This window comes from Meiothermus sp. CFH 77666 (genome assembly GCF_017497985.1).
Taxonomy (GTDB): domain Bacteria; phylum Deinococcota; class Deinococci; order Deinococcales; family Thermaceae; genus Meiothermus.
This window is the reverse complement of record NZ_JAGDFV010000015.1, coordinates 63,761-86,003: the sequence shown is the minus strand read 5'-3', so window position 1 is coordinate 86,003 and position 22,243 is coordinate 63,761. Positions and strand designations below refer to the sequence as shown.

Here is a 22,243-nt window from a genome sequence, read left to right as displayed (position 1 = left end):
GGGCGGTGCAGGTCAAACCCTGTACCTGTTGCTCATGGAATAGCCGGCCATGCTCACCCACCAACCGCTCCAACCGAGCGATGCTTTCAAGGCTCACCTTGACCAATCGGGCGGTGGCGGCCTTGCTTGAACCCTCGCTTAGCTGCTCGGCTATGGCGATAGCCTTGCTTTCGGGTAGCTTGCTATTCCACAAGGCGGTTCCCTTCCTTTCGCTGAACTCCCGTCCACAGCTCCGGCAGCGTAGATACCGTATCTCATCCTTCCCGTACACCTTGCGTACCCTCAGATTGCCCTGGCCTTGCTTACCTTGTAGTTTGCATCCTTCAATCGGACAAGCTAACCTTTCGATGGGAGGTCTTTCTGTTTTCACACAGCGTAATCTGCGCTGACAGGGGCCTCCCTTTCAACTACCCCCAGGGATAATCTCACCTTACTACCCATCCCCGCGTGTGTGGGGAATACGCATACAACGCGAGCGCAGGACTGACCGCTGTCGGTTCATCCCCGCGTGTGTGGGGAATACGTGAACCTGCGCCAACTGGCACTACCTGGCAGCGGTTCATCCCCGCGTGTGTGGGGAATACGCCAAAATGAACTCGGCGGGATAGCCGCTGAACGGTTCATCCCCGCGTGTGTGGGGAATACGAGGTTCGGTCATCCGATTCCCCTTAGTTTGTCGGTTCATCCCCGCGTGTGTGGGGAATACGTACCCGCAGGACGTCGTTGACGACCTCCAGGCGGTTCATCCCCGCGTGTGTGGGGAATACACCGCGGCCTCGATAAACGCCCGGCGCTCGGCCGGTTCATCCCCGCGTGTGTGGGGAATACTGGAATAGGTGCGTAGCCAGTGATGACGTTTACGGTTCATCCCCGCGTGTGTGGGGAATACGTACCCCGGGCCGTAGCGGGCTACCAGATGCACGGTTCATCCCCGCGTGTGTGGGGAATACGCGGCAGCGCTCGCGGTAGGCGGCGTCGGATTCGGTTCATCCCCGCGTGTGTGGGGAATACGTCTGAAGACGCTATTGCAGCTAGCAAGCGCACGGTTCATCCCCGCGTGTGTGGGGAATACGACGTGGCTACCGGGAAATACACCTAGGGCCCCGGTTCATCCCCGCGTGTGTGGGGAATACGCCAAGGCCCTCGACATCAACCGCGCCACCGGCGGTTCATCCCCGCGTGTGTGGGGAATACGCTGGCAAGCAAAAGCCAACAAGCAGCCAACGCGGTTCATCCCCGCGTGTGTGGGGAATACGCAAGTTCCCCAGCATACCGGCTCGCTGTAGCTGGTTCATCCCCGCGTGTGTGGGGAATACACCCGCGACCAGGTGATGGCCGCGCTGATTGCCGGTTCATCCCCGCGTGTGTGGGGAATACATCACCTGGCGGTGGTGGTGATAGCTCAGCAACGGTTCATCCCCGCGTGTGTGGGGAATACCGCAATCTCCGCCTCGAGCGCAGCCAGGCGTTCGGTTCATCCCCGCGTGTGTGGGGAATACTGCCTCCACATCCACCTGACCGCTGCGACGGGCGGTTCATCCCCGCGTGTGTGGGGAATACGGCGGCGATGGTGTTCTGGGGGTTGGCGCAGGCGGTTCATCCCCGCGTGTGTGGGGAATACACGTACCGCCGTGGTCCCACCCCCGGCCCAATCGGTTCATCCCCGCGTGTGTGGGGAATACGCACCGGGGATTTGCCCGGCGCGGCACGCGGACGGTTCATCCCCGCGTGTGTGGGGAATACGCTCGCCTCACGGCCTCGCCCTCCAGACACCTCGGTTCATCCCCGCGTGTGTGGGGAATACTAAATCTCTAGCCACTCACGCGGCGTGAGTGGCCGGTTCATCCCCGCGTGTGTGGGGAATACGTCATGCGCAAACCCTATGCGGTCAATATAGCCGGTTCATCCCCGCGTGTGTGGGGAATACACTTGATTCTAACAACAAATTCAGCCACTCACCCCGTCTGAAGTGTCCGAATCCCGAGCTGATAGGTTGGGATTATCTTTTTCAAGGTTCTCGGTCGCCTTAGACTTTTTCCGTTTGGCATGGATGCGCTGCCATTCGGCATTTTGTACTGCGACCAGTGTTAGGCCCTCAAAGTCTACCAGTTTGCGGGTGGTGTCGCCGTGCGTCCGTACCACAAAACCCTGTTCGTTGTTGTAGCGGTACATCATGCATACCCGACCTGCGGTTTTCTTCTCTACGCATTTTTGCCACAGAAGGTCGCGCACCAGAGCCGACAAACTGCCCACAAAAACTCCCGTGCTAACCTCGAGCATCCACCTGCTTAGCTCTCCACGCAAACGCTTGGGTACGTTTTCGAGCACAATCACCACCATAGCTCAGTCTTGTTCTTCTGAACCGTAAGCTGTGCCCCCTGGTACGCTGCCTTCCGGATCCCAAAGTTCGCCCGGTAGGGCCGGATCGGCAGCGTAGGGGTCGGGAAGCTCGAGGGCATCGAATAGGCGGTGCAGGTCGTCCACTACACGATCCAATAGTTTGATGCGCTTGAGGTGATCGCGCAGGGCATGGCGCACACGTCGCTCTACAGCCTGCTCCGACTCGGCCACCACCGTAAAAGCTGTGGGTACCAGGGTTTCGGCCTTGTAGAGGTCGGCAATGTCGTACACAAAGGAAAGCTGTTTGCCAGTGTGGATGAAGCCCAGCGCAGGGCTGTATCCTGCTGAAACTATGGCGGCGTGGCATAGCCCGTAGAGGCAAGCAGCCCCGGCAGAAAGGGCGCGGTTGATGGGGTCGGCATCGGCCCAGTTGCCCCGGTTGTAGTTGCGGCCCTTCCAGGGCACGCCCGTTTCTCGGCTCCAGCGGGCGTAGGTATCGCGCACGCGCACCCCTTCGCGGCCCCGAATCTGCTCCAGGGTTAGGTCGGCAGGTAGCCCTTCGGGAAAGCGCATGCGGTACATACGCTTAACTACCTCCAGATGCGCTTTCGGGTCGGCCCAGGCTTGCACCTGGCGCATCAGGTGGGCGCTGCTGCGGGTTTCGCCCATGCCGCTGGCGTAGAACCGCACCATCTCCTCGCCCACCCAGAACACCGAACAGCCGTTGTTGGCGAGCTGGCGGATAGCAGCATGGGTAACGGAAGTGCCCGGCCCCAGTAGCAGAACCCCCAGGGCCGCGGCCGGGATGGAGACCACCCCCTCTTGCGTGTAGAAAGCTACGGCCTGGTCTTGCTGCTCGAGGCGGCCATGCTCGAGGTACAGGTACGAAAGCCCGTCGCGGAACTTGGGCAGTTCCTGGAGGTTGCGGGTTTCGTAATTCATGCCCTACCCTTTGGCAATGGAGAGCAGGCCAAAGCCCAGGGCCTTCGCGTGACCAAGGCCCGCAGCAAGGGTGCGCTTGAACGTCTCGAGGTCTGTAATCTTTAGATGACCCTCGTATAGCACCGACTGAAGGGTGATTTTGCTCGAGCTATCATGCTTATAAAGCGTGAGTTTCTCGTTCTGGACAACCATAAAGTCCATAAGCTTGAAACCTGATTTTTCGGCTTGACGCTCGAGCCAGCCCGGTTTCCAAACGCCTTCGATTTCTTCACCAACCAAGTCCTCGAGTTTGTATAGCCCATAGCGCTTCTTCTTGGGTTTGCCGTTTTTGTCCAAGCTGCCGTCTTTTGCCTGGGTGGTGATGGTCGGGTTGCACTTCAAGCGAAAGCGCAGGACTTGACCGAGCTGGAGGTGCTCGAGGGGGAGTTGCCCGGTCTTCGGCGGCTCCTGGAAGTAGCCGGGGAAGCGTTGAGCAAGTTTGTCCCAATCGGGTTCAGTGGCGCTCTGCACCAGCACCACCGGGTTCTTACCCTCCTCGAGCCGCCACAGAAAGCGGGGTGGGGTCTGGTCTTCGGCGGCAAAGGCCCGGCACAGGGTGGCGTGGAGTTCGTAGGGGTTGGCGAGGTCGGTGCGGGCTTGTTTGGAGCGGGGGTCAAGCTGGAGTCGGCTCAGGTACACGAAACTCCTCCCAGGACTTGGACTCAACGAACCGTGCGCCAAAGCGCCTCTTTGCAAAGCTCGAGATGGGGTTGTCCATACGGAGTGAACCCCGATCAGCCTCGAGAACAATTCGGGTGGGCTCGGTAGAAGTGAGGGGTGGGTAGTTCCTTAGGGCCTCTTCAAGCCCTGAGTCTTTCAGTCCGTCCTCGAGCCACACCGGCTGCGAGGGTACAAAAGACTTGCGCCCAAAGCTAAGGGGCCAAACCGGATTCTTGAGCGCGGCCTGGATGCCCTCGAGTCGAGCCCGGTCTGAACTCTCCAGACCCACCAGAAACACCGCATCTGCAAGATAGTAGCGATTGGACACAGCGGTGTCCTGAACTCCCTTGCCATGAGCCCGGATGGTGTGGTAGTCGCGCCGGAGAATGCCCTCCCGATCCACCCGCACCCCCATCCGCATGGCGGCCAGCTTGAGCACCGGTTCTTCCTCCTCACGATCCACCCCTAACGCGGCGCAGATCAGCCCAATCACCCCGCTCTTGGAGGGTTCCAATTCTGTATCGCGCTCGTCGAAGCGTGATTTAGTGCCCCACGACTGCATGGGGGCGGCAAAGCGCATGAGCAAGGTGTGTCTCATGGCTCAGGCCTCCAGGCTCAGCGCCTTTTTGACTTGGTCGAGGGTGTTTTTAACCAGGGTCTCCACATTGTCAACCGCTGCGTTTTCCAGGGCACCCTCTAGCTTGGCCGCGGTGCGATTGATCACATAGTGCATGCCTCCCTGACCGAAGATCTGCTCGAGCTCGTTCCACTCTTTGACCAGAGCCTGGGCGGAGGCATCTAACCAGCCGTTTTGAGAAGCCTTTACTGGCTTCTCGAAGGCATTGGCGAGGCTGCGTGGGCTCGCATTGGTGCGTACAGTGAAGCCGATAAAGCTGGGAAGCTGATGGGCTGCGAAAGAGTTCTGCTTGCCGCAGGGCAGGGCGTAGATGGAGGAGCGCAGGAAGGCCTCGAGGCCCTTGAGCATCAGCTCATTGTCGCCCTGAAGGTTGGTGCGGAACTTCTCGAGATCCACCACTGCGTAGCGGTAGTAGCAGGCGCTGTTGAACTCCACCGTGCCCAGCATGTCCGCACCCGCGTTGTCGTCGGGCTTGAGGTCGTCTACCGCCGTGTAGAAATCCTCATCGTGCTCGACCCTGTGCGTTGAGATGGCGTGGGCTACCTGGCAAGCGGCGTACTGGTTCTTCTCGGGTAGGTCGGCCAGCATCCGCCCGAAGAGGGCTATGTCCACCGCCTTGCCTCCATCCATGACCTTCTCGAGGTCCTTCACCAGCTTCTCGGGCACGGCCTCCTTGGCAGCCTTTTTGTCTTTTTTCTCTTTCTTCTTGCCAGACTCCTCGTTCTTGCCAGACTCCTCGGCGGTGATGGCTTCCTCGAGAGCCTGCCAGTTCTCGTTTATAAGTTCAGCAATCTTCTTAATCTCTGCCGCCCCAAGATAGACCAAATACTGGGTCTTGTTGTTAGCCTCCTCCACCTTGAGCTTCACCCCGCCCAAGGCTAGGTTCACAACCTTCACGGCGGTGTCCCTGTGGTGGCCCCTGGCCACTAGCAGCTCTGCTAACCTCTCGGTAAGGCGCTTGGTGCGCACTGCTAGATGCTCCTCGGGGATCAGCTTCTGCTCACGAAAGTACATCCGCATGGCCCGTTTGAGCGACTGGCTCGAGATGCGCCCCCGTTTTACCCCGCCGAAATAAGCGTCCTTGGGGCTGCCGGTGTCGTCGCGGTTGAGGTTCGAGGGGGCGAAGTTTTGCAGAAGGTGGATCTCGAGTAAAGCTTTCATTCGTTACCTCCGGTGAGTTGGGGTTCGGGTGTGGATTCTTGGGGTTGGGTTTCCCGTTCGGCTCTCTGGTAAAAACTTCTGGCCCATCGGTGCTGAACCCTCCGCTGCTCCGAACGCCAGTAGCCTAGGTCGTCGAGCAGTTGCTCCCAGCCGATGGGGATGTCGTTAGACTTGAGCAGGGTGACGGTCTGGCGCAGCCGACTGGGCAGTTGTTCATGGTCTGCGTCGAGCAGGCGGATAAACCGGCGTTCGATGCTGGGGCTCCTCTCCTTGAGCACGTACAGCCGGGCCATGCTCTCGCCCAGGTTCTGCTCGAGGGGCTTTCGTGCGGAACCGCTGGGCTCGAGTGGCCGTTCAACGTAGGCGAACAGACCTGCCACCAGGTAGTACATCTGCCGCACCCATGATGGGGTGTCGCCCAAAGTGAAGGGTTCCACGTAGGGGATGGCGCCAATGTAATGCCCTGGCTCATCGCGCAGGCTGCGCCGCAGATGAGCGAAGGCCTTACGATCCAGTTTCCATAGGAACCCTATGAAGTTGACTGCTTTTTCGGTCATACAGCCTCCTTGGCCTCCTTGAGTTGTTGCAATATCGGGTTCTGAGCCTCTCGCAGAATTTGCTCAGAGACGTATAGCGCTTTCAATGCCGAGGCATCATCACCGACAGCTAGCTGGGTGAGATTCCAGGCGTGATTTGAAGCCTCTATCAACTGCTTCAGCCAGAAAACTCGTACGGATTGCCATTGGTAGTCCTTGGTGAGGCGAAGGAGTAGCTTGGGGAAAACGCTATCTAGTTTTGACCAGTAGGCCATTTTGCCTGGGTAGGTTTCTGCCCTTTTATTAATAGCTGCTCTGTCCTCATCAGACAATTTCCTTTCTGACCGAACAGTGACTAACCGTGCCAGTTGCCAGATGGCCCGGTCCAGGGCTGTACCTAAATCCTCAGCTTGCTTTAGGGCCTCCTCGAGGCTGCTGTAGACCTCACTTGTTCTGTCTGCGCTGATTGCTTCTGGCAAGGTGTAAAACTCCTGACGCGCAAAATCTATTTTTGCCTCTTGCGTGGGGTTCGCTATCCCGTAAATGCCCAAAGTAATCGGCGAGGCATCGTTATATAGTCGGGAAGAGATTGAAATTACTCTAGGAGGTCGCCGATCATTGGAATCTTCAGGGGTGAAAAGTGAGTGAAAGTCGCGCCAGAACTGCCGCCCCTTTACGAAACCTGTAAAGCGGTATTTATCCTTGTTTTCCCCAGACTTAATTAGCTGAGTACCTACCATGGGGTCGTAATATTTTTCCGGTGTAATCCCAGGAGACAGACCCGACGCAAAGTAGATCTTGCTCACACGCAGTTCTCCCCCCGCCAGCTCGGGGATTAGCTTTACCGATCTACTCATCCAGGTATAGGCCTGCACACAGCCCATTACCTCAACTACTTTGTCACCCTGGGTCTTCAAGTAAGCAATGTTTATGGCCGGGTTCGACTCCCAGAACGGAATATCGTTCTCCAGAAGTGCATAGTTGTTGGGATCTAAGCAATAGCAAAAGGTTTCCAGTAAGTTTTGTCCGTGAGGGATAACGAAGATGGCGTTGGGAGATGGTGCTCGTTTGGCAGAGTATTGAAATGTTCTGCCACCCCTAAGCCCTCCTAATGCAAATGTTTGTAGGGCCAGAAGCAGGCGTGCGGCGGTAGGAGCATCTATCGGCTCGGCCACCTTATTCTCATGATTGAAAATCGGTGCTGCCTGGCCGCCGTCCCTAATTTCTGGTGACAACTCAATCCAGGACTTTGGTTCGATAGGCTTCGACTTGCCGTGGTTGACAAAATCGGCTCGGTCTAGATCGGGAACTTGAAAGAACGGTCTCTTAGTGTCAAACAGGTCAAAGTGTGATTTCCACTGGTTGAGGTACATCTGAATAAGATCTTGTGGAAACTGACCGCACTTGATCCACTTCAGGTTGTCCTCCAAGGTCTTGGGGCCCTGTAACGCCCTATACAGCACCGCCAAAAGCAGCCGGTGCAGTGCCACCAGCACCAGCGGCGAGGCATCCTCGAGCCGCTCAATCTTCTGCGCACAAAGCAGGGTTTGCTCAAGGGAGAACAGCTCGAGCCGCCCGCCTATCCGAACCGGAATCCAGGGCTCACTTACCAGGTTAAAGGAGTACATTGGCACATTACCTCCGTTGGTTTATGGGGCCTCGAGTTTTCGATAGACCACACCCAGCTTTTCATCAAGGGTCACCTCAGTTTTGTCAATAACCACTTTGCCCTCAGGGTTCAAGATCAGCGGCACACAGTTGCGCAACAGCGCATCCTCCTTCCAGGACTTGAAGCACCTATCTATACCCTGAGCCTGGTTGTGCTGCTCGAGGGCGCTTGGAACCCAGCGCTTGGGGTTGTTGTTTCCTACCACTGAGATACGGCTCAGCCGCACCGCCCGCATGAAAGTTTGGGCAGGCTGCTTGGGGTCGTAGGGGCGGGTTGCACCCCGGTCAAGGTAGTATTGCCCATCGATCTCAAACAGCGGAATTACCAAGACCGAGCCATCACCCTTACGGGTAAGCGCTACCGGCCTGCCGTCGGGCGGATCGTCCTCCTCCCGCGACCGGACGGCCTCACGCAGTTGTAGCTCCCCTTCGTGCAGGTGGCTGATGACCGCTGCTTCACTGTCCTTGCGATCCACTAGGGTCTGCTGGTCGAACTCGGCCTGGTGCTCCGCGACCTTCTGGCGGGCCTCGGGCGATAGCTCCAGGGCCAGCTCTGCCCCGTTGTAAACCTGCTGCACCAGGGGATCTATGTCGGTGGGCAAGGTGAGGTGCGTGCGACCCTTGAGCCCTTCCCAGGTTTTATAAAGGATGAAAGGGGCGTAGACCTTGTCCCAGTAGTGGGTACGGAGATCGGGCAGCTCGTCCTGGTGTACCAGCCCGGCAACGTACAGGATGGGCTCGGCAATGGGCCTATTACTGCGCTTGTGCCGCCACAGGCGGCCTGCCCGCTGGAGCAGCAGATCCACCGGGGCCAGGTCGCTCACCATGAGGTCGAAGTCCAGGTCGAGGGACTGCTCGACCACCTGGGTGGCCACCAGCACGGCTTTTTGGGGGCGCTGGCCGTTCTCTAGTGTCGAGTCCTTGCCGAAGCGGGCCAGCACCTCGTCCTCGAGCCGGGCTCGATCCTCGGCAGGAAAACGGGCGTGGAAGAGCATGGGGTTGAGGCACCCACGCTGCTTCAGTAACTGATACAAAGCCTGCGCCCGGTCTACGGTGTTCACAATGCAGACCGCACAACCACCCTCAGCCAACTTCTCCTCGAGCAGCCTCACGATGGCCTCGAGGCTACTCTCGAGGGGTTCAAGCTTTACTTTGACCTGGCGGCTCCGATCGCCCTTGAAGCGCACGAGCTCGGTCTGGCCACCCGAGACCTTGTAGATGCGCGGGTAGTGGTCGGTGTCTTGGTCTTGGCCACCATAGGCCTCGAGAATCTGCCTGCGCTTTTCTTTGGGCAGGGTGGCGCTCATCAGAATCACGCTCGAGCCCAACGCACGCAGCCAGCACACCAGGGTCAGGATCAGCTCAGAGGTGTAGGTATCGTAGGCATGAACCTCATCAATGATCACCACGCGGTTACCTAGCCCCCACAGCCGTACAAACTGGTGCTTGACGTTAAGGACGGTAAGTAAAGCTTGATCAACGGTACCTACGCCGTACTCCGAGAGCAGCGCCCGCCTCTTGTGGGTGAAGTAGGCTCTGGCCTCGACGTTCTCGAGCAGCTCTTCTTCGCGCTCGGTATTGGGCAGAATTTTGCCCTGCAACTTCTGGTACAGCTCGTTTAGCTGGGTCGCCCCGTGGATCAGTTGCAGGTCGAGCTTTACCTCTCGCCCTTTGCCTTGTTCATTCAGAAAGCGCAAAGCCCGCTCAAACATCTGGTTGCCTGTTGCCATCGTAGGCAGGGCAACGTACAGGCCCCGGTGCCCGATTTGGGCTTGCAGCCGGAGAAAGGCATAGAGCGCGGCCTCGGTTTTGCCCTCGCCCATGGCCGCCTCAATGAGGAGCAGCGTGGGTTGTTGGGTGTTCTTGACCAGTCGCTTGACCCAGAGCTGAAGCGGACGGGGCACAAATACCTTTCCCGATTCGCGACTAAGGTAGTCGAACACCTCCCGAAGCGGTTTGGGTTCCTCGACCAGTGGAACCCGCTTTGTCCAACCCAAGTCCTGTAGACGCTTCCGCGCCAGTTTTTTGCTGGCCTCCCAGTATCCCGGCAGGTCGTCCTCAAAGCCGTCAAATTTCAAATCCGGGTAGAAGCTCGAACCGATCCAGTCGGCAAAGCTCGTGAGCCCTGCCAGTCGCATGAAGGCTGCTGGGCTGAGGCTTTGCACAGTCGGAAGAGCCGAAGCACCCAGAGTACAGAACACCTCCTCGACGAGAATCTGTCGGACTTCCTCCCAGATATTTTTCCCCTGCTCATGGGGGTAGCAGGCTTTTTGCAGCGATTCAGCCCGGAAGCCGTGGTGGCAGCCCAATGCGTCTCCAATTCCCCCCGAGCCACCAACCCCGTTCACTAATGATCGAGGAAAGCCGCGCTTTTGCAATAAATCCGGTAGAACCGCTTGGCTAATGACTGCGTGGGGCACGTACTTCGGGTAGGTGGGAGGCTTGCTTTTGCTCTTGCGCCAATCGAACGCGGGCTCGATACATACCAGGCGGTTTAGGCCTGGCTCCCATAGTTGTTGAAAGGCAGGGCTAGCCTTGCCGATGTCGTGAAGCGCAATCAAAGCCAGAAGCAGCGGCTGAGCCTGCTCAGGCAGTAAACCAAAATCTTCAGCATAGCGCTGGAGGGTGGATTCGGGCTCGAGTTCAAGGATTGCTTCAGCGCAAGCCGCAACGTCAAGCATGTGGGCAATCAACGGGTGGCCTTTGCAATCCTCCTTGCTGCTTTTCGCCCAAAGTGCTTTTGCCGCCTTGCTCAGTTCCTTCATAGCCTCAGTATCCATCGTGACTGCGTCAGATTCTGTCGCACATAACCGCCACCTGCCGCGCCTCCTCGAGCCACCTCTGTCTCAAACCCTCCGGCTCCAAGACCTCGACCCTGGGCCCCCAGCTCTGCACCCAGGAGAGCAGCTCTAGTGGGAAGTTGTCGCCCGTGGTGCCCACGGTAATACAAACCTCGAGGCCCCCGCCCGGGAGCCTCGAGGCAATACGCAGGTTAGGGTAGCCGCCCTCCAGGATGCGGTAGGCGGCCTCGGGGCGGAAGCGCAGCCGGACTTCCACCGGCGCTCCGCCACTGCTCCCGACCACCCCCCAGGCATTGGAGAGGTAGTGTCGGGGGTCGAAATCTTTGGGGATGGTATAGGCCCCTGGTTCCCCTACCAGCCGCACGCGGCGCATCCGGCTCAGCTTGTAGGTGCGCAGGGCCCGGCGGTTGCGTTCGTAGCCGATGACGTACATGCCCAGGTTGGTGCGGGCAATCTCCAGAAAGTAGACCTCCAGCACGTTCTTGCGCGGCCTGCCCGAGCCGCCGGGCTTGAGGTAGTCGAACTCGATCAGCTGGCGCTTGAACCAGGCCTCGGCCACCATGGCCATAGCAAAACCCTCGTCCTGGTGTTGGAGGGTGCGGTGCTCGAGATCCTCGGTGCTTTTGAGGGCCAGCTCCTGGGCCGGCGAGGGCAGCCGCCGGGCCAGTTTCTTGAGGGCCGAAAGGTAGGTGGGCTCGTAGCCGGGGGTGTGGTGGTAGAGCATCCGCAGGGCACTGTGCGTGACCAGGGCTTCCACCGGGCTCAGCTCCTGGCTTTGCAGCAACTGATACTGGGGCGAACGGCCCTCTTTGGCCACCTCGATGGCTTGCAAGTCCTCGAGTAAGCGCAGGGCCGTGCGCTTGTCCACCCCCAGCACCTGGGCCAGCTCCCGGGCCGTGTAGGGCTTGGTCGAAAGCAGGTCTCGAGCTTCCAGCAAGCGCAGCGACTTCTTATGATCGGCACTCACCCGACGTGGTTCACGACTCATACAGCTTCATTTGGAAGTTTAGTAATGCAGCGTCGAAAAGATGTCGAAATTACAAAAACCGGCCGTTTTTACTTAGGAATATTGACATCTCTTCACTCAAGGTGAAATAGCTGGCCGGTCACCAGGACAACTCCTCGCGGCGGGCCTGAACCCAGTTGCTGTAGATTCCTTCCAGGAACTGGCCTCTTCTCTTGCCGGGCTTCTGTAATTCGTAGCGCCAGCGGGCCTGCGGGTCTAGGCGGTAGGTTCCATTGGCGGCTTTCACGCTGCCCTCCCACCCCAGCGCTTCGCGCAATCGCTCAAGGTGCGGCCAGATGGCCTGACCAGCTTGCCGCCGGTTGGATTTTTCGGGGTAGAGCTGCTCGGCCAGCTGATCGAGGGTGGCCTCTCCCCCATGCTCCAGCAGCAACACCAGAACCTCCGCTGCCCGGCTGGTGGGGGCCAGGGGAATCTCCCGCCCGTTAACCTTCACCCGCAAAAGGCCATAGGCGCGAACCTCGACTAGCGGGGGTTTGGCTTTTGATCTGGGTAGAGCAGGATACCCACGACGTTTGGCCTCCGCAAATAGTGCGGGTAAGCAGTAACGTTCTTCTTGCAACCAGGGTTGGCGCCAATCCAGGGACTTCAGGATGGCCTCGAGGGTCGCTGTCTGCCCCTGCTGCCGGGCCAGCTCAGCCCGCGCAAGCTGGGCCTTCACCGCATCGCGCCCGGCGATTTGCAGGGCCTGGCTCAGCGCGGCCTCGGCCCCGCCGGGGTTGCCCAGCATCAGGTAGGTGATGGCGATGTCCACGTACAGCGTATCGGCAGGCTCGGCAGCGTGGGCTTTCCAAAAGCAGCCCATGGCTTCGGCTGGTCGACCACTCAAGCGGTAGGCATAGCCCATGCCCCAGTAGGCTTCTTGCAGGTCGTCGGGCTCAGAGGCCACCCTGGCAGCCTGCTGGTAGCTAAACAGGGCCCGCTCCCATTCCCCCAGCACCCGGCGCACCGCCCCCAGGCCGCACAGGGCTCTGGCACGGAACTCCTCCGCTTCTTTATGTTTGCTCAGTTCTACGGCTTGCAGCAGGTGCCGTTCGGCCTCGGTGGGTTGGGTATGCAGTACGGTGATGCCCAGGCTGTGGTGCAGCCAGGCCAGGTAGTAGGGGTCGTGGGTGAGGTGGGCCAGTGCTTCGGCCCACAGGCTCCGGGCCAGACCCACCTCACCCAAACGGAAATGATGGTTGCCCCAGTCCATCAAGCAGCGGCCTAAAGCGCCCCCACGCAAGGCTTGCCGGGCCTGGGTAAAAACCTCCGCCCAGCCGGGCTGGTTCAAATAGGCCAGGGCATCGGCTTGGAAACGCAGCCACAATCCCCGATCCTCTGGATCCAAATCGCTTTCAATGGCCTGCAAAAGCGCCAGCGCCTCCGTGGTTCGCCGGGTACGCAAAAGGGCCCAACTGCGAAACAGTTGCACCCTGGCCTGGGCGGGCTGGGGCAGATGGAGGGAGTCGGTGAGATCGAGCAGGGTCTGGTGCATTCGAGCGCTGCAAAGGGTACGTGCATACAGGGCCGCCACCTCGGGGTGCTGCCTTAGAAAGTCGGTCGGCAACAGCGCAAAAGCCTCTTCCACCAGGTTTTTCGCAGCCGCGTAGCCATCGGCCCCGCGCACCATACGCGCCAACACCTGGGCCAAGCTGGCTGGGTGGTGCTCGAGCAAGGCGCCTATGCTGGTTCGAAGGTTCTGGACGTCTTTGCTGTGCACGCGCTCATAATAAAAAATTCGGGGAAGCCCTATGGCCTACCTGTGGATTTTTCACCGGTTTGGACTGCGAGTCTTTATTGGATGCATGTCGTTTGTCGGGGCTCCCGCGGTAAGCATGAGCACGTACTGAATACAGCGTCGTATAGATACCCATACACTTCGATGGTTTTCATGAGCTATAGCCCTAAAACCCCCTCCCTACCACGTAGGGAGGGCGGGGGAGGGTATTGGACAAGGCCCTGAATCTGGAAGCTGCATGAAGGTACAGGTCGGCAACCCCACCTGACCTCCCCTACGACATAGGGGAGCAACGAAAAGACGTCCGCTTCGGCTTCTGCCAGAGAACACAGCATGGGCCGTGGCATAGCCGTGCAGCTCAACCGAAATGGACACATCTGTAAAAGTATTTGTACGGCTGTGTACTGAAGGTAGTGACTGGCTTAACCTGCATATGGCCCCTTAACAAGCTTACTGTGGAGTGGCTTAGCCACCGGTGCAGCACTTGGGTCCATCCCCTGCTATAACAGGGGCCGACTGCACAAGCGTTCCAAAGCCTGGTTGTACTGCCAGGGTCAACAGGGCCAGCCATAATACAATTCCGCCTTTCAACCAGCCAGAGGTCTTTTTGTCGATGCCAACAGGGGTGCTTGGGATGCGGTGGTTGTTTTCCACGCCCGACAGTGTGGGGCTCGAGCGCGACAATACTTGTCGTGAATTTTTCCGAGGGGTGGATATTGATGCAGAGCGACGAGTATGGCTGCTCGAGGATAGGTTTGAAACCCTTGCACCATACTGATAAGAAAAGACTTCCGGCGAAAGTCGTGTTTCTGTCCTTAACTCCTCCCCCTGGATGGGGGGTGGGTAAAGGTGAAGTGAAAGCAGCCTGCTCACGGCTATGAACGGCCGCCCTTCGTTGCACAACGCAGCGCCCGGCTGGCTTACCCTCGATCTCCCGCCATGCAGGCAGAAAACTACTTTCGCAAGAAAGAGCAAGGACAAAGCAGCGACAGGCGCCGCCAAACCTGCGACCCTGTGCGGGCCTCTTTACGACGCCGCCTTCGGCGCAGCTACGGGCGCACCACCTGCAACGCCTCCACCCGCTTGGCCCCCCGGTATACGCGCTTGTAGTAGGGGCTGTCCAGGCTTTCGATCACCACGCGGCTGCCATAGCTGTTGGCATGGGCAAACACCCCCCGGCCCAGGTAGATGCCCACGTGGTCAATCTGGCGGCCCCCAAAGCTGAAAAACACCAGATCCCCCTGGCGCATGGCCCCTTGCACGGTGGTGAGGGTTACCCATTGTTCGCGGCTGGTGCGGGGCACCTTGATGCCCACCTCGGCATAGACCTGCTGGACAAACGCCGAACAATCCACCGCGCGGTCGGAGTTGGCCCCAAACACGTAGGGCAGCCCCAGGTATTTGAGCACCACCAGGATCAGGGGATGAGTGGGGTCGTAGTCGGTGTCGGCAGGCTGGCTGGGCTGGGGCTGCGGGGCCGGTTCGGGGGCCGGTTGGGGTGGGGTGGGACTCGGCAGCGGGGTCGAGTTCACCAGGTTGGCCGAGGAGCCTGGGGGTGGGGCGGGGTTGGGGCTAGCGGGGGACGGGTTGGATGCAGAGGGGTTTGCAGGAGGGTTGCTGGGGGCCGCCACACTCACCTGGGGAATCCGGAGCACCTGCCCCAGCGATAGGGTGGTGCCCTCGAGGTTGTTTTCTTGCTGGATGGCCTGCACCGAAGAGCCATAGTGGCGGGCGATGGAAAACAGCGTATCGCCGCGCTGCACGGTGTGCTGTACCACCCGGGGTGGCAGTTGCAGCACCTGCCCCACGCTCAGGGTGGCATCGCTCAGGCTGTTGAGCCGCATCAGAATTTCCACGGTGGTATCGTGGCGTTTGGCAATCGAGAACAAGGTGTCGCCGCGCTGCACCGTATAGGTGGGTGCGCTCTGGGCCAGCGCTATTGCAACAAGCCAGGGCCACACAGCATTTAGGCGCATACCAACGTAAGTATACGCGCAAATGCCATAATTTTGCGTTCATTTAGCCATTATTTCGCTTTCATAAAATGCGGGTTGGGTAGATGGTGTACTGGGCTCGAGGCCATGAAACTCCGTCAGAAACTACGATTGTTACAACGACCCCCATGCGCCTCGCAGAAACTTTGGCTTTCGGCCCTGGGTGTTGCCGGGTGTGGATTCATCAAAGTTGAGTGCTCTGATGAAATTGGAACCACATGCTTGCTGCGACTTCCATCCTGCAGCTCGTTTGATTTGCGCCCCGGCTTGGGCTGGCGTTCGGCCCAGGCAGGAAGTCCGAAACATGAAATGGGTGATAAAGTTCCCAATTCCGCTTATAGGCTGACTAAGCTGGGCCTTCACGTTGGCTGCGTAGCGTAGGGGACGAGGCCAAGACCCTCTTGGCTTTTCAAAGTTTGGCTCAAAAAGGAGGTTTTCATGCAAAAAAGCCGACTCGCCATTTTTACCCTTGTAATGAGCGCATTCTTTGGTGTGTTTGCAAACGCTCAGACCCAGTTTCGGGATATCCCTGCGGGGCACTGGGCCCGCCAGGCCGTGGAATTTGCCGTGCAGTGCGGTTTGATTGAGGGTTTCCCGGATGGCACCTTCCGGGGCAACCAGAACCTGACCCGCTACCAGGCCGCCCTGATTTTCTTCCGCCTCTACCAGACCAACCGCCTCGAGACCACCCGGCCCGAGTGCCGCCTGGCCGTTGAGCGGGGCGCCCAGGAAGTAGCGCCCGAGCTAGAGCAGCTCCGGCAGCGCTTTGCCGCTTTGGAGCGCACCAGCCAGGATCAGGCCGGTAAGCTGGCCGCCCTCGAGGCCGAGGTCAAGCGGGCCATCGAGACCAGCCAACGGGCGGCAGCCCTCGAGCAGCGCCTGGCGGCCCTCGAGCAGCAGGTTCAGCGGCTGGCCCAGGCCCCGCAACCAGCCCAACCCACCCAGCCAGCAGGCCCCACCCCGGCGGAACTTCAGGCCCGCATCGCGGCCCTCGAGCAGCAGGTTCAGCGTCTGAGCCAGGCCCCGGCAGCGCCTACCGCGCCGGTGGATGCGGTCGCCCTCGAGCGCCGCATCGCCACGCTGGAAGAGCAGATTCGCAACCGTCCCGATGCCGCCCGCGTGGCGGCGCTGGAAGAGCAGGTGCGCGGCCTCAGCAATCAGGTCACCACCCTGCAAGGCCAGGTGGGCGAGCTGCGCCAGCAGGCCCAGCAACCCGCACCCCAGCCCCAGCCTCAACCGCAGCCACAGCCCGAAGTACGGCCTGCACCGCCGGTCACGCCCCCCGCACCCCCGGCGCGTAACTTCTACCTGGGCGCTGGCGCCGCACTGGGCGTCATCCCCCAACCTGCGGGCGGCATCTTCAGCAGCAACAACCTGGCCATCAGTGGGATGGTGGGTGCACGCGAGGTCTTCCTGGGCTTCGGTCTGCGGGCCGGCCTGGACTACAACCTGGGCACCCAGGCCCTGGGCCTCGAAGCCTACCTGACCCGCCACTTTGGGAGCGGCCTCTTGAGCCCCTACCTGGGCGTGGGCGCCCGCTTCCTGCCCGCCCTGGCCAACCCCATCTACGGCAGCGCCGCCGTGGGGCTCGATCTCAACCTGTTTGGCCCGCTGGGCCTGTTTGTGGAAGGCAACCCCCGCTTCGAGCAGGGAGGTAACTTTGGCCTGGGAGCCCGTGCAGGCTTGAAGCTTAACTTCTAAACTCTCCTTGATCATCAGGAGCCCTCATTTCGAGGGCTCCTCCTTTTTTCCAAGAGCGACAAGGCCTGTGCTGCCAAATCCAGGGCGGTTTGCGGTTTGGATCCGAGGGATACGAGAATAGCAAACCGCTTCCCAGACGATGCCATCCACCCAGGCAGCAACCGTCTGGTCTGGGACAAAGGATTCTTAACCCGGAGAGCTTCATCTTTGTGAAGAGCGCTCTAATACCAAATCTGCTTAGAAGTGACCCAAAAGCGATATACAAGTCCCTCGGACGCGCCCCCTGGCGCGGCAAGTGAGGGGCGCGTTTAGCGCCGCTCACGCGCAGAGCTGGTATAAGAACCGCTTCAGGAAAGTTGGCGTAGCTGGGCAGCAATCCGCACCGAGGCGTTGGAGGCCCCAAAGCCATCGTAGTCGCGCCGCTCCACGATCTCGAAGAAAAAGCGTCCGGCAAAGGCGTCTGTGTAGGCCTGGAAGAACTCACCCTCCTCGCTCTGCTCGTAGAGGAGGTTGTGCTGCTGGAGAGCCTCGAGCAGGCTCTTATCCAGCCCGTAGCGGGCCTCCAGGTCGAGGTAATAGGTCTCGGGAATGGGCAGAAGCGCCACGCCTGCTTTTTCCAGGGCCTTTAGCGCGGCGAAGATATCCGGGGTCTCTAAAGCGATGTGCTGCACCCCGCCACCGTAGTAGGCGTTCAGGAAGCGGGAGGCCAGGGTTTCGGTGTGCTGGGAAGCGTTGAGCACCAGCCGCAGGGTGCGCTCGGGGTTCTGCAAGGCCTGGCTTTCGATGAGGCCCTTGGGGTCGGGGATCTCGGTGAGGTCGCTGGCCGAAAGGCCCAGCACGGTGCGGTAGAAGAGCCGCCAGGAGAGAAGCTGGGCGGGGGGCATGACCTGGGCGATGTGGTCAATGCGGGTAAGGTGGGGCCGGACGGGGGGTGGGTGGAGCGGTCTCAGGGTCTCTGTCCAGGGGGTGCCGGGCTCGAGCAGATAAAGCAGGCTGCCCTCGAGCCCCCCCAGGGCCGGCAAGGGCCAGTCGGCGGGCTCCAGGAGGGGGGCGCGGTAGGCCCGGGCGCGGGCCAGGGCCTGGGAGAGGTCGGTCACCTCGAGGCCGATGGCACACACCGAGGGCCCGTGCAGCAGGTGATAGGCGTGGGCGAAGCCCTCGGCATCAGCGTTGACCAGGAAGCGGGCCTGCCCCTGCTGCCATAGGCGAACCTGGCGGGTGGGGTGGGCGTGGGTGCAGGCAAAGCCCAGCCGCCCGAGCAGGTCTTCTAACTCGGCGGCCTCCCCTTCGCTCAGGGCAAACTCCACAAATCCCACCCCCAGGTTTGCGGGTGGGGGCGGCAGGGTTTGGGGCTCGCGCAGCTCTTGCAGGTAGATGAGTGAGCGGTAGCCGTCCTGGGCTACCTCGCGCGGGGAGGCCGAGCGGAACTGGTCGTTGAAGATCTCCAGTGAGACAAAGCCCTGGTAGCGGGCGTCCTCCAGGGCCTGCATGAAGCTTTGTAGGGGAAGCTGGCCCTGTCCCGGCAGGTTGCGGAAGTGGCGGCTCCAGGGCAACAGGCCCATCTCCAGCCGGGGCGCGTCAGCTACCTGTACCAGGAAGATCTTTTCCGGCGGAATGCGGGGGACGGTGGAGAGGGGCAGGTCTTGGGCCAGGATGTGGAAGCTGTCCAGCACAGCCCCCAGGCTGGGGTGGTCGGCCCGGCGCACCACCTCCCAGGCGTCGCGGTAGTCGTGGATGTGCCGTCCCCAGGCCAGGGCCTCGAAGCCTACCCGCATCCCCCGCCGCCGGGCCCGTTCAGCCAGCTCGTAGAGATCTTCGGCAGCCCGCTCGAGGCCCGCCAGGCTTTTGGGCGAAACATTGGAGCAGACCAGTAGAAGGTCGGTGCCCAGGGCCTCCATCAGATCGAACTTGCGCTCAGCCCGCTCGAAGGCCCGGCTGCGTTCGGGCTCGGGCAGGCCCTCGAAGTCGCGGAAGGGTTGGAGGGCCACCAGGGTAAGGCCCAAGCTTCGGATAAACGTGCCGACCGCTTGGGGGGAGCCGTCGAAGGTGAGCAGGTCTTGCTCGAAGAGTTCCACCCCCTCGAAGCCCGCCGCCGCGATGGCCTCGAGCTTGCCCTTCAGATCTCCGCTAAGGGACACTGTAGCAATCGAGGTACGCATCATTCCTCCCACACCAGCACCGCTTTAGCCTGGGACAACCTTCCTTGAAGCAGATCGCTGAAGGTCTCCTGATAACGCGCGAAGGGCCGCACTACCACCAGCTCGTTTGGCAGGTGGGCCACCAGCTCCACGGCCCGGGCGAAGTCGTCGTGGGTGAAGACGTAAGCCCCTTTGAGAGTGATTTCCTGCAACACCACGCGCTGCAGGGGTAAGGGGGCTTCGGTGGCCTCGAGGCCCACCAGCACCACCACCCCGCCGGGTTCCACCGCGCCTGTAGCCAGCTTTACGGTAGAGGCGCTCCCAACGCAGTCCAGCGCCACCGCGAAGCTGCCTTCCGGGGCCTCCAGCACTTCGTCCACAAAGCCCAGCGTGCCCAGCCATTCCCGCCGCAAGGGGTTGCGCTCGGCCACAGAAACCCGCGCTCCCGCCCGGCTCAACAGCCAGGCCGCCAGGGTGCCGATGGCCCCCCCGCCCAGCACCAGCACCCGCCGCCCCAGCACCGCTCCGGCCAGCTCCACGGCCCGCAGCGCCACCGCCAGCGGCTCGCAGAGGGCCCCTTTCCACAAGGGGAGCCCCTCGGGTAAGCGGTAGAGCTGCCGGAGGGGCAGCCGGATCTGCTGGGCAAACCCCCCCGGATGGTGAAAGCCCACGTTGGTGCGCTCCGGGCAGAGGTTGGAGAGCCCCCGCCGGCAGAGGTCGCACTGGCCGCAGGCCACCAATGGGTTCACCGCCACCCCCCGCCCCATCCAGTCCGGCGGGCCTTCCAGTACGGTGGCGGCGATTTCGTGGCCCAGCACCAGCGGTGGACGCCAGCGGGCCCGCATGGCCGGGCTCCCTTTGTAGACACTCAGGTCGCTACCGCAGACTCCGCAGGCCGCCACCTGCAGGAGCACCCCGCCCTCCTCTGGGGGGGGTAGCTCCCGGAGGTTGAGCTGGCCGAAGTCCTCCAGCACCACGGCTCGCATCAGGCACGCTCCTCGGCGGGCAGGCGCAAGGCGGCCCACCAGCCCCGTCTAAGGCCCAGCACCCCGATCACCATGGCCAGGTTCAGGAGAGCCAGCACCAGGGCCAGGGGCCGCTCGAAGAAGCTCCACAGGTTCCAGTGGGTCTTGATCATGCTGACCATAAAGTGCTGCTCGAGCAAAGGCCCCAGCACCATCCCCAGCACCACCAGCCCCAGCGGGAACCCCCCCTGCCGTAGCGCAAAACCCAGAGCGCCCAGAATGGCCAGTAAGAACAGGTCAAAGGGGTTGTTGTTGACGGCGTAGGCCCCCACCATGCACAGCCCCAGCACCGCGCCCATCAGCACCCGCATGGGAATCCGCAGCAGGCTTTGCACGATCAGGGCGCTCAGATAGCCGCCCAGGGGCATCAGCACCGCGCTGACCAGGAAGAAGGCCAGGTAGATCTGCACCACCAGGCTCCCGTGCTTGTTGAAGAGCTCGGGGCCGGGGGTAATGCCCAGAGCCAGAAACATTCCCAGCAAAATGGCGGTCAGGGTATCGCCCGGCAGCCCCAGGGCCATGGCCGGAATCCAGGCCCCGGCCACGGCGGCGTTGTTGGCGCTGGAACCGTCCAGGGCCACCTGCTCCGGGCGGCCCCGTCGCATGCGGCGCAGGTTACTGGAAATCCAGGCGGCAATGTCCGAGCCGGCCCCCGGCAAAAAGCCCACAAACGTGCCCAGCACCGAGGAGCGCAGCAGGGAGAAGCGCTCTTGCCAGCAGAACCGGTTGGCCTCGAGGAAGTACTGATGGAACACAGAACCCCGCCCCAGGCCCTGCGTGTGGGGCGTCGGTTGGTTTCGGTAGAGCAGGTGGTGGAGCACTTCGCTCACCCCGAAGAAGGCGATCAGGGCCACGATGAAGTCCAGACCCCCCAGCAGGCTGGGCTGGCCGAAGGTAAAGCGGGGATGGCCCAAGGCCGGGTCGTAGCCGATGGTGGCCAGAAGCATGCCCAGGCCAAAGGCGATGGCCCCCTTGAGTACCTTGGGCACCGCCAGGATGCCACTCACGATGCCCAGGAGCACCAGCCAGAAGTACTCAAAGGAGGAAAACTGCTTGGCTAGGGCCACCAGCCCGAGCGACCCCACCACCAAGAATCCCAATCCGATCAAACTCCCGATGGCCGAGGGAAAGGCCGAGAGACCCAGAGCAAAGGCCGGGGAGCGCCTTCTGGCCACCTCGTGCAGCTCCTCGGTGTAAGCCGCCGAGGCCGGGGTGCCGGGCATCCGCACCAGCACCGAGCCGATGTCTCCGGCGAAGATGGCCGTAGCGGTGATGCCGATCAAGGCCGCCAGGGCCACCTCGGGCCCCAGAAAGAGCAGCACGGGGATGGCCAGGCTGATGGCCAGGGTGGCGGTGAGGCCGGGAATGGCCCCGAAGACGGCCCCGTACAGCGAGCCCAAGAGCAGGGCCAGGAGGGCTTCCGGGCTCAGGAAGCTCATCCCTGCACCCCCAGAAAGCGCTGGAAGACCAGGTAGACCAGCAGGGCCACCACCCCGCCGGTGAGGAGGGCCGCTCCAGGACGCACCCCTAGCAACAACGCGCCGAACAGGGCGTAGATACCAGCGCTGGGGCTGATCCCTAGCTGTTTCACAAGCCAGGGGGCCAGGGCCAGGCCCAGCAGGGCCAGAAGCACCCGCCCCTCGCCCCCCTGAAGCCCGCCTTTTGCACCGCGCCCTTGCCACAGCAGGCTGAGCCCGCTAGAGAACAGCACCAGCCCCAGGAGGCTCGGAAACAGGGCCGGGCCGGGATAGCCGCCTTCCATTTGGGGCAGGCTCCGGCTCAGGAAGAGGGCCAGAGCGCCCAGGGCCACGGCCAGAAGGGCCGTCATGCGTTCCCAGAGTGGCTGTGTAGGCACGC

General features: G+C 61.2%; 17 protein-coding genes and 1 CRISPR repeat array. Of the genes, 1 reads left to right on the top strand and 16 read right to left on the bottom strand.

Annotated elements, in window-relative coordinates; translation table 11 throughout:
- The 12 genes from J3L12_RS09460 to J3L12_RS09405 all read right to left on the bottom strand — a co-directional run.
- The coding region (locus tag J3L12_RS09460) for a hypothetical protein (RefSeq protein WP_208014807.1) at positions 1–271 on the bottom strand (271 nt) is incomplete at its 3' end.
- Between the two features lie 162 nt (positions 272–433).
- A CRISPR array of direct repeats spans positions 434–1,927; the repeat unit is 28 nt; unit sequence GGTTCATCCCCGCGTGTGTGGGGAATAC.
- Positions 1,928–1,947: 20 nt separating this feature from the next.
- Positions 1,948–2,340: a type I-E CRISPR-associated endoribonuclease Cas2e gene (gene cas2e, locus J3L12_RS09455; RefSeq protein WP_208014806.1), complete on the bottom strand. Its 393-nt coding sequence runs from the start codon at positions 2,338–2,340 to the stop codon at positions 1,948–1,950.
- 3 nt (positions 2,341–2,343) lie between these two features.
- Positions 2,344–3,282 carry a type I-E CRISPR-associated endonuclease Cas1e gene (gene cas1e / locus J3L12_RS09450; RefSeq protein ID WP_208014805.1) on the bottom strand — a complete coding sequence of 313 codons (939 nt, stop codon included), beginning with the start codon at positions 3,280–3,282 and terminating at the stop codon, positions 2,344–2,346.
- A 3-nt stretch (positions 3,283–3,285) separates the two neighbouring features.
- Positions 3,286–3,960: a type I-E CRISPR-associated protein Cas6/Cse3/CasE gene (gene cas6e / locus J3L12_RS09445; protein ID WP_208014804.1), complete on the bottom strand. Its 675-nt coding sequence runs from the start codon at positions 3,958–3,960 to the stop codon at positions 3,286–3,288.
- On the bottom strand, positions 3,935–4,579 hold the full coding sequence (cas5e, locus tag J3L12_RS09440; RefSeq protein WP_208014803.1) for a type I-E CRISPR-associated protein Cas5/CasD: 645 nt from the start codon (positions 4,577–4,579) through the stop codon (positions 3,935–3,937). Before cas5e ends, cas6e begins: the two co-directional genes overlap by 26 nt.
- Before the next feature lie 3 nt (positions 4,580–4,582).
- A complete protein-coding gene (cas7e, locus tag J3L12_RS09435; protein ID WP_208014802.1) occupies positions 4,583–5,779 on the bottom strand; it encodes a type I-E CRISPR-associated protein Cas7/Cse4/CasC in 1,197 nt (398 codons plus the stop codon).
- Complete coding sequence (gene casB / locus J3L12_RS09430; RefSeq protein WP_208014801.1) at positions 5,776–6,336, bottom strand: type I-E CRISPR-associated protein Cse2/CasB; 561 nt, start codon at positions 6,334–6,336, stop codon at positions 5,776–5,778. The genes cas7e and casB overlap by 4 nt, the downstream gene beginning before the upstream one ends.
- Positions 6,333–7,943, bottom strand: coding sequence for a type I-E CRISPR-associated protein Cse1/CasA (gene casA / locus J3L12_RS09425; protein ID WP_208014800.1), 1,611 nt, complete (start codon positions 7,941–7,943; stop codon positions 6,333–6,335). The genes casB and casA overlap by 4 nt, the downstream gene beginning before the upstream one ends.
- 21 nt (positions 7,944–7,964) lie before the next feature.
- Positions 7,965–10,748, bottom strand: coding sequence for a CRISPR-associated helicase Cas3' (gene cas3, locus J3L12_RS09420; protein ID WP_208014799.1), 2,784 nt, complete (start codon positions 10,746–10,748; stop codon positions 7,965–7,967).
- A gap of 25 nt (positions 10,749–10,773) precedes the next feature.
- Positions 10,774–11,772, bottom strand: a complete 999-nt coding sequence (locus tag J3L12_RS09415) for a WYL domain-containing transcriptional regulator (protein ID WP_208014798.1) — start codon at positions 11,770–11,772, stop codon at positions 10,774–10,776.
- 118 nt (positions 11,773–11,890) lie between these two features.
- The gene (locus J3L12_RS09410; protein WP_208014797.1) at positions 11,891–13,510 is read right to left on the bottom strand and encodes a tetratricopeptide repeat protein; all 1,620 of its coding nucleotides are present in this window, start codon (positions 13,508–13,510) and stop codon (positions 11,891–11,893) included.
- Between the two features lie 1,067 nt (positions 13,511–14,577).
- On the bottom strand, positions 14,578–15,504 hold the full coding sequence (locus tag J3L12_RS09405; protein ID WP_208014796.1) for a C40 family peptidase: 927 nt from the start codon (positions 15,502–15,504) through the stop codon (positions 14,578–14,580).
- Between the two features lie 456 nt (positions 15,505–15,960).
- Here J3L12_RS09405 and J3L12_RS09400 point away from each other — a divergent pair, with 456 nt between their 5' ends.
- Positions 15,961–17,223 (top strand): S-layer homology domain-containing protein, encoded by a 1,263-nt coding sequence (locus tag J3L12_RS09400; protein ID WP_208014795.1) that lies wholly within the window; start codon positions 15,961–15,963, stop codon positions 17,221–17,223.
- 347 nt (positions 17,224–17,570) lie between these two features.
- Here J3L12_RS09400 and J3L12_RS09395 read toward each other — a convergent pair whose 3' ends face one another.
- From J3L12_RS09395 to J3L12_RS09380, 4 genes are read right to left on the bottom strand one after another with little or no spacing between them, the layout of a single operon-like run.
- A complete protein-coding gene (locus J3L12_RS09395; RefSeq protein WP_347708874.1) occupies positions 17,571–19,361 on the bottom strand; it encodes a TIM barrel protein in 1,791 nt (596 codons plus the stop codon).
- A gap of 20 nt (positions 19,362–19,381) precedes the next feature.
- Positions 19,382–20,347, bottom strand: a complete 966-nt coding sequence (locus J3L12_RS09390) for an alcohol dehydrogenase catalytic domain-containing protein (RefSeq protein ID WP_208014793.1) — start codon at positions 20,345–20,347, stop codon at positions 19,382–19,384.
- A complete protein-coding gene (locus J3L12_RS09385; protein WP_208014792.1) occupies positions 20,347–21,825 on the bottom strand; it encodes a tripartite tricarboxylate transporter permease in 1,479 nt (492 codons plus the stop codon). The genes J3L12_RS09390 and J3L12_RS09385 overlap by 1 nt, the downstream gene beginning before the upstream one ends.
- The gene (locus J3L12_RS09380; protein WP_347708873.1) at positions 21,822–22,241 is read right to left on the bottom strand and encodes a tripartite tricarboxylate transporter TctB family protein; all 420 of its coding nucleotides are present in this window, start codon (positions 22,239–22,241) and stop codon (positions 21,822–21,824) included. The genes J3L12_RS09385 and J3L12_RS09380 overlap by 4 nt, the downstream gene beginning before the upstream one ends.
- Positions 22,242–22,243 lie beyond the last annotated feature (2 nt).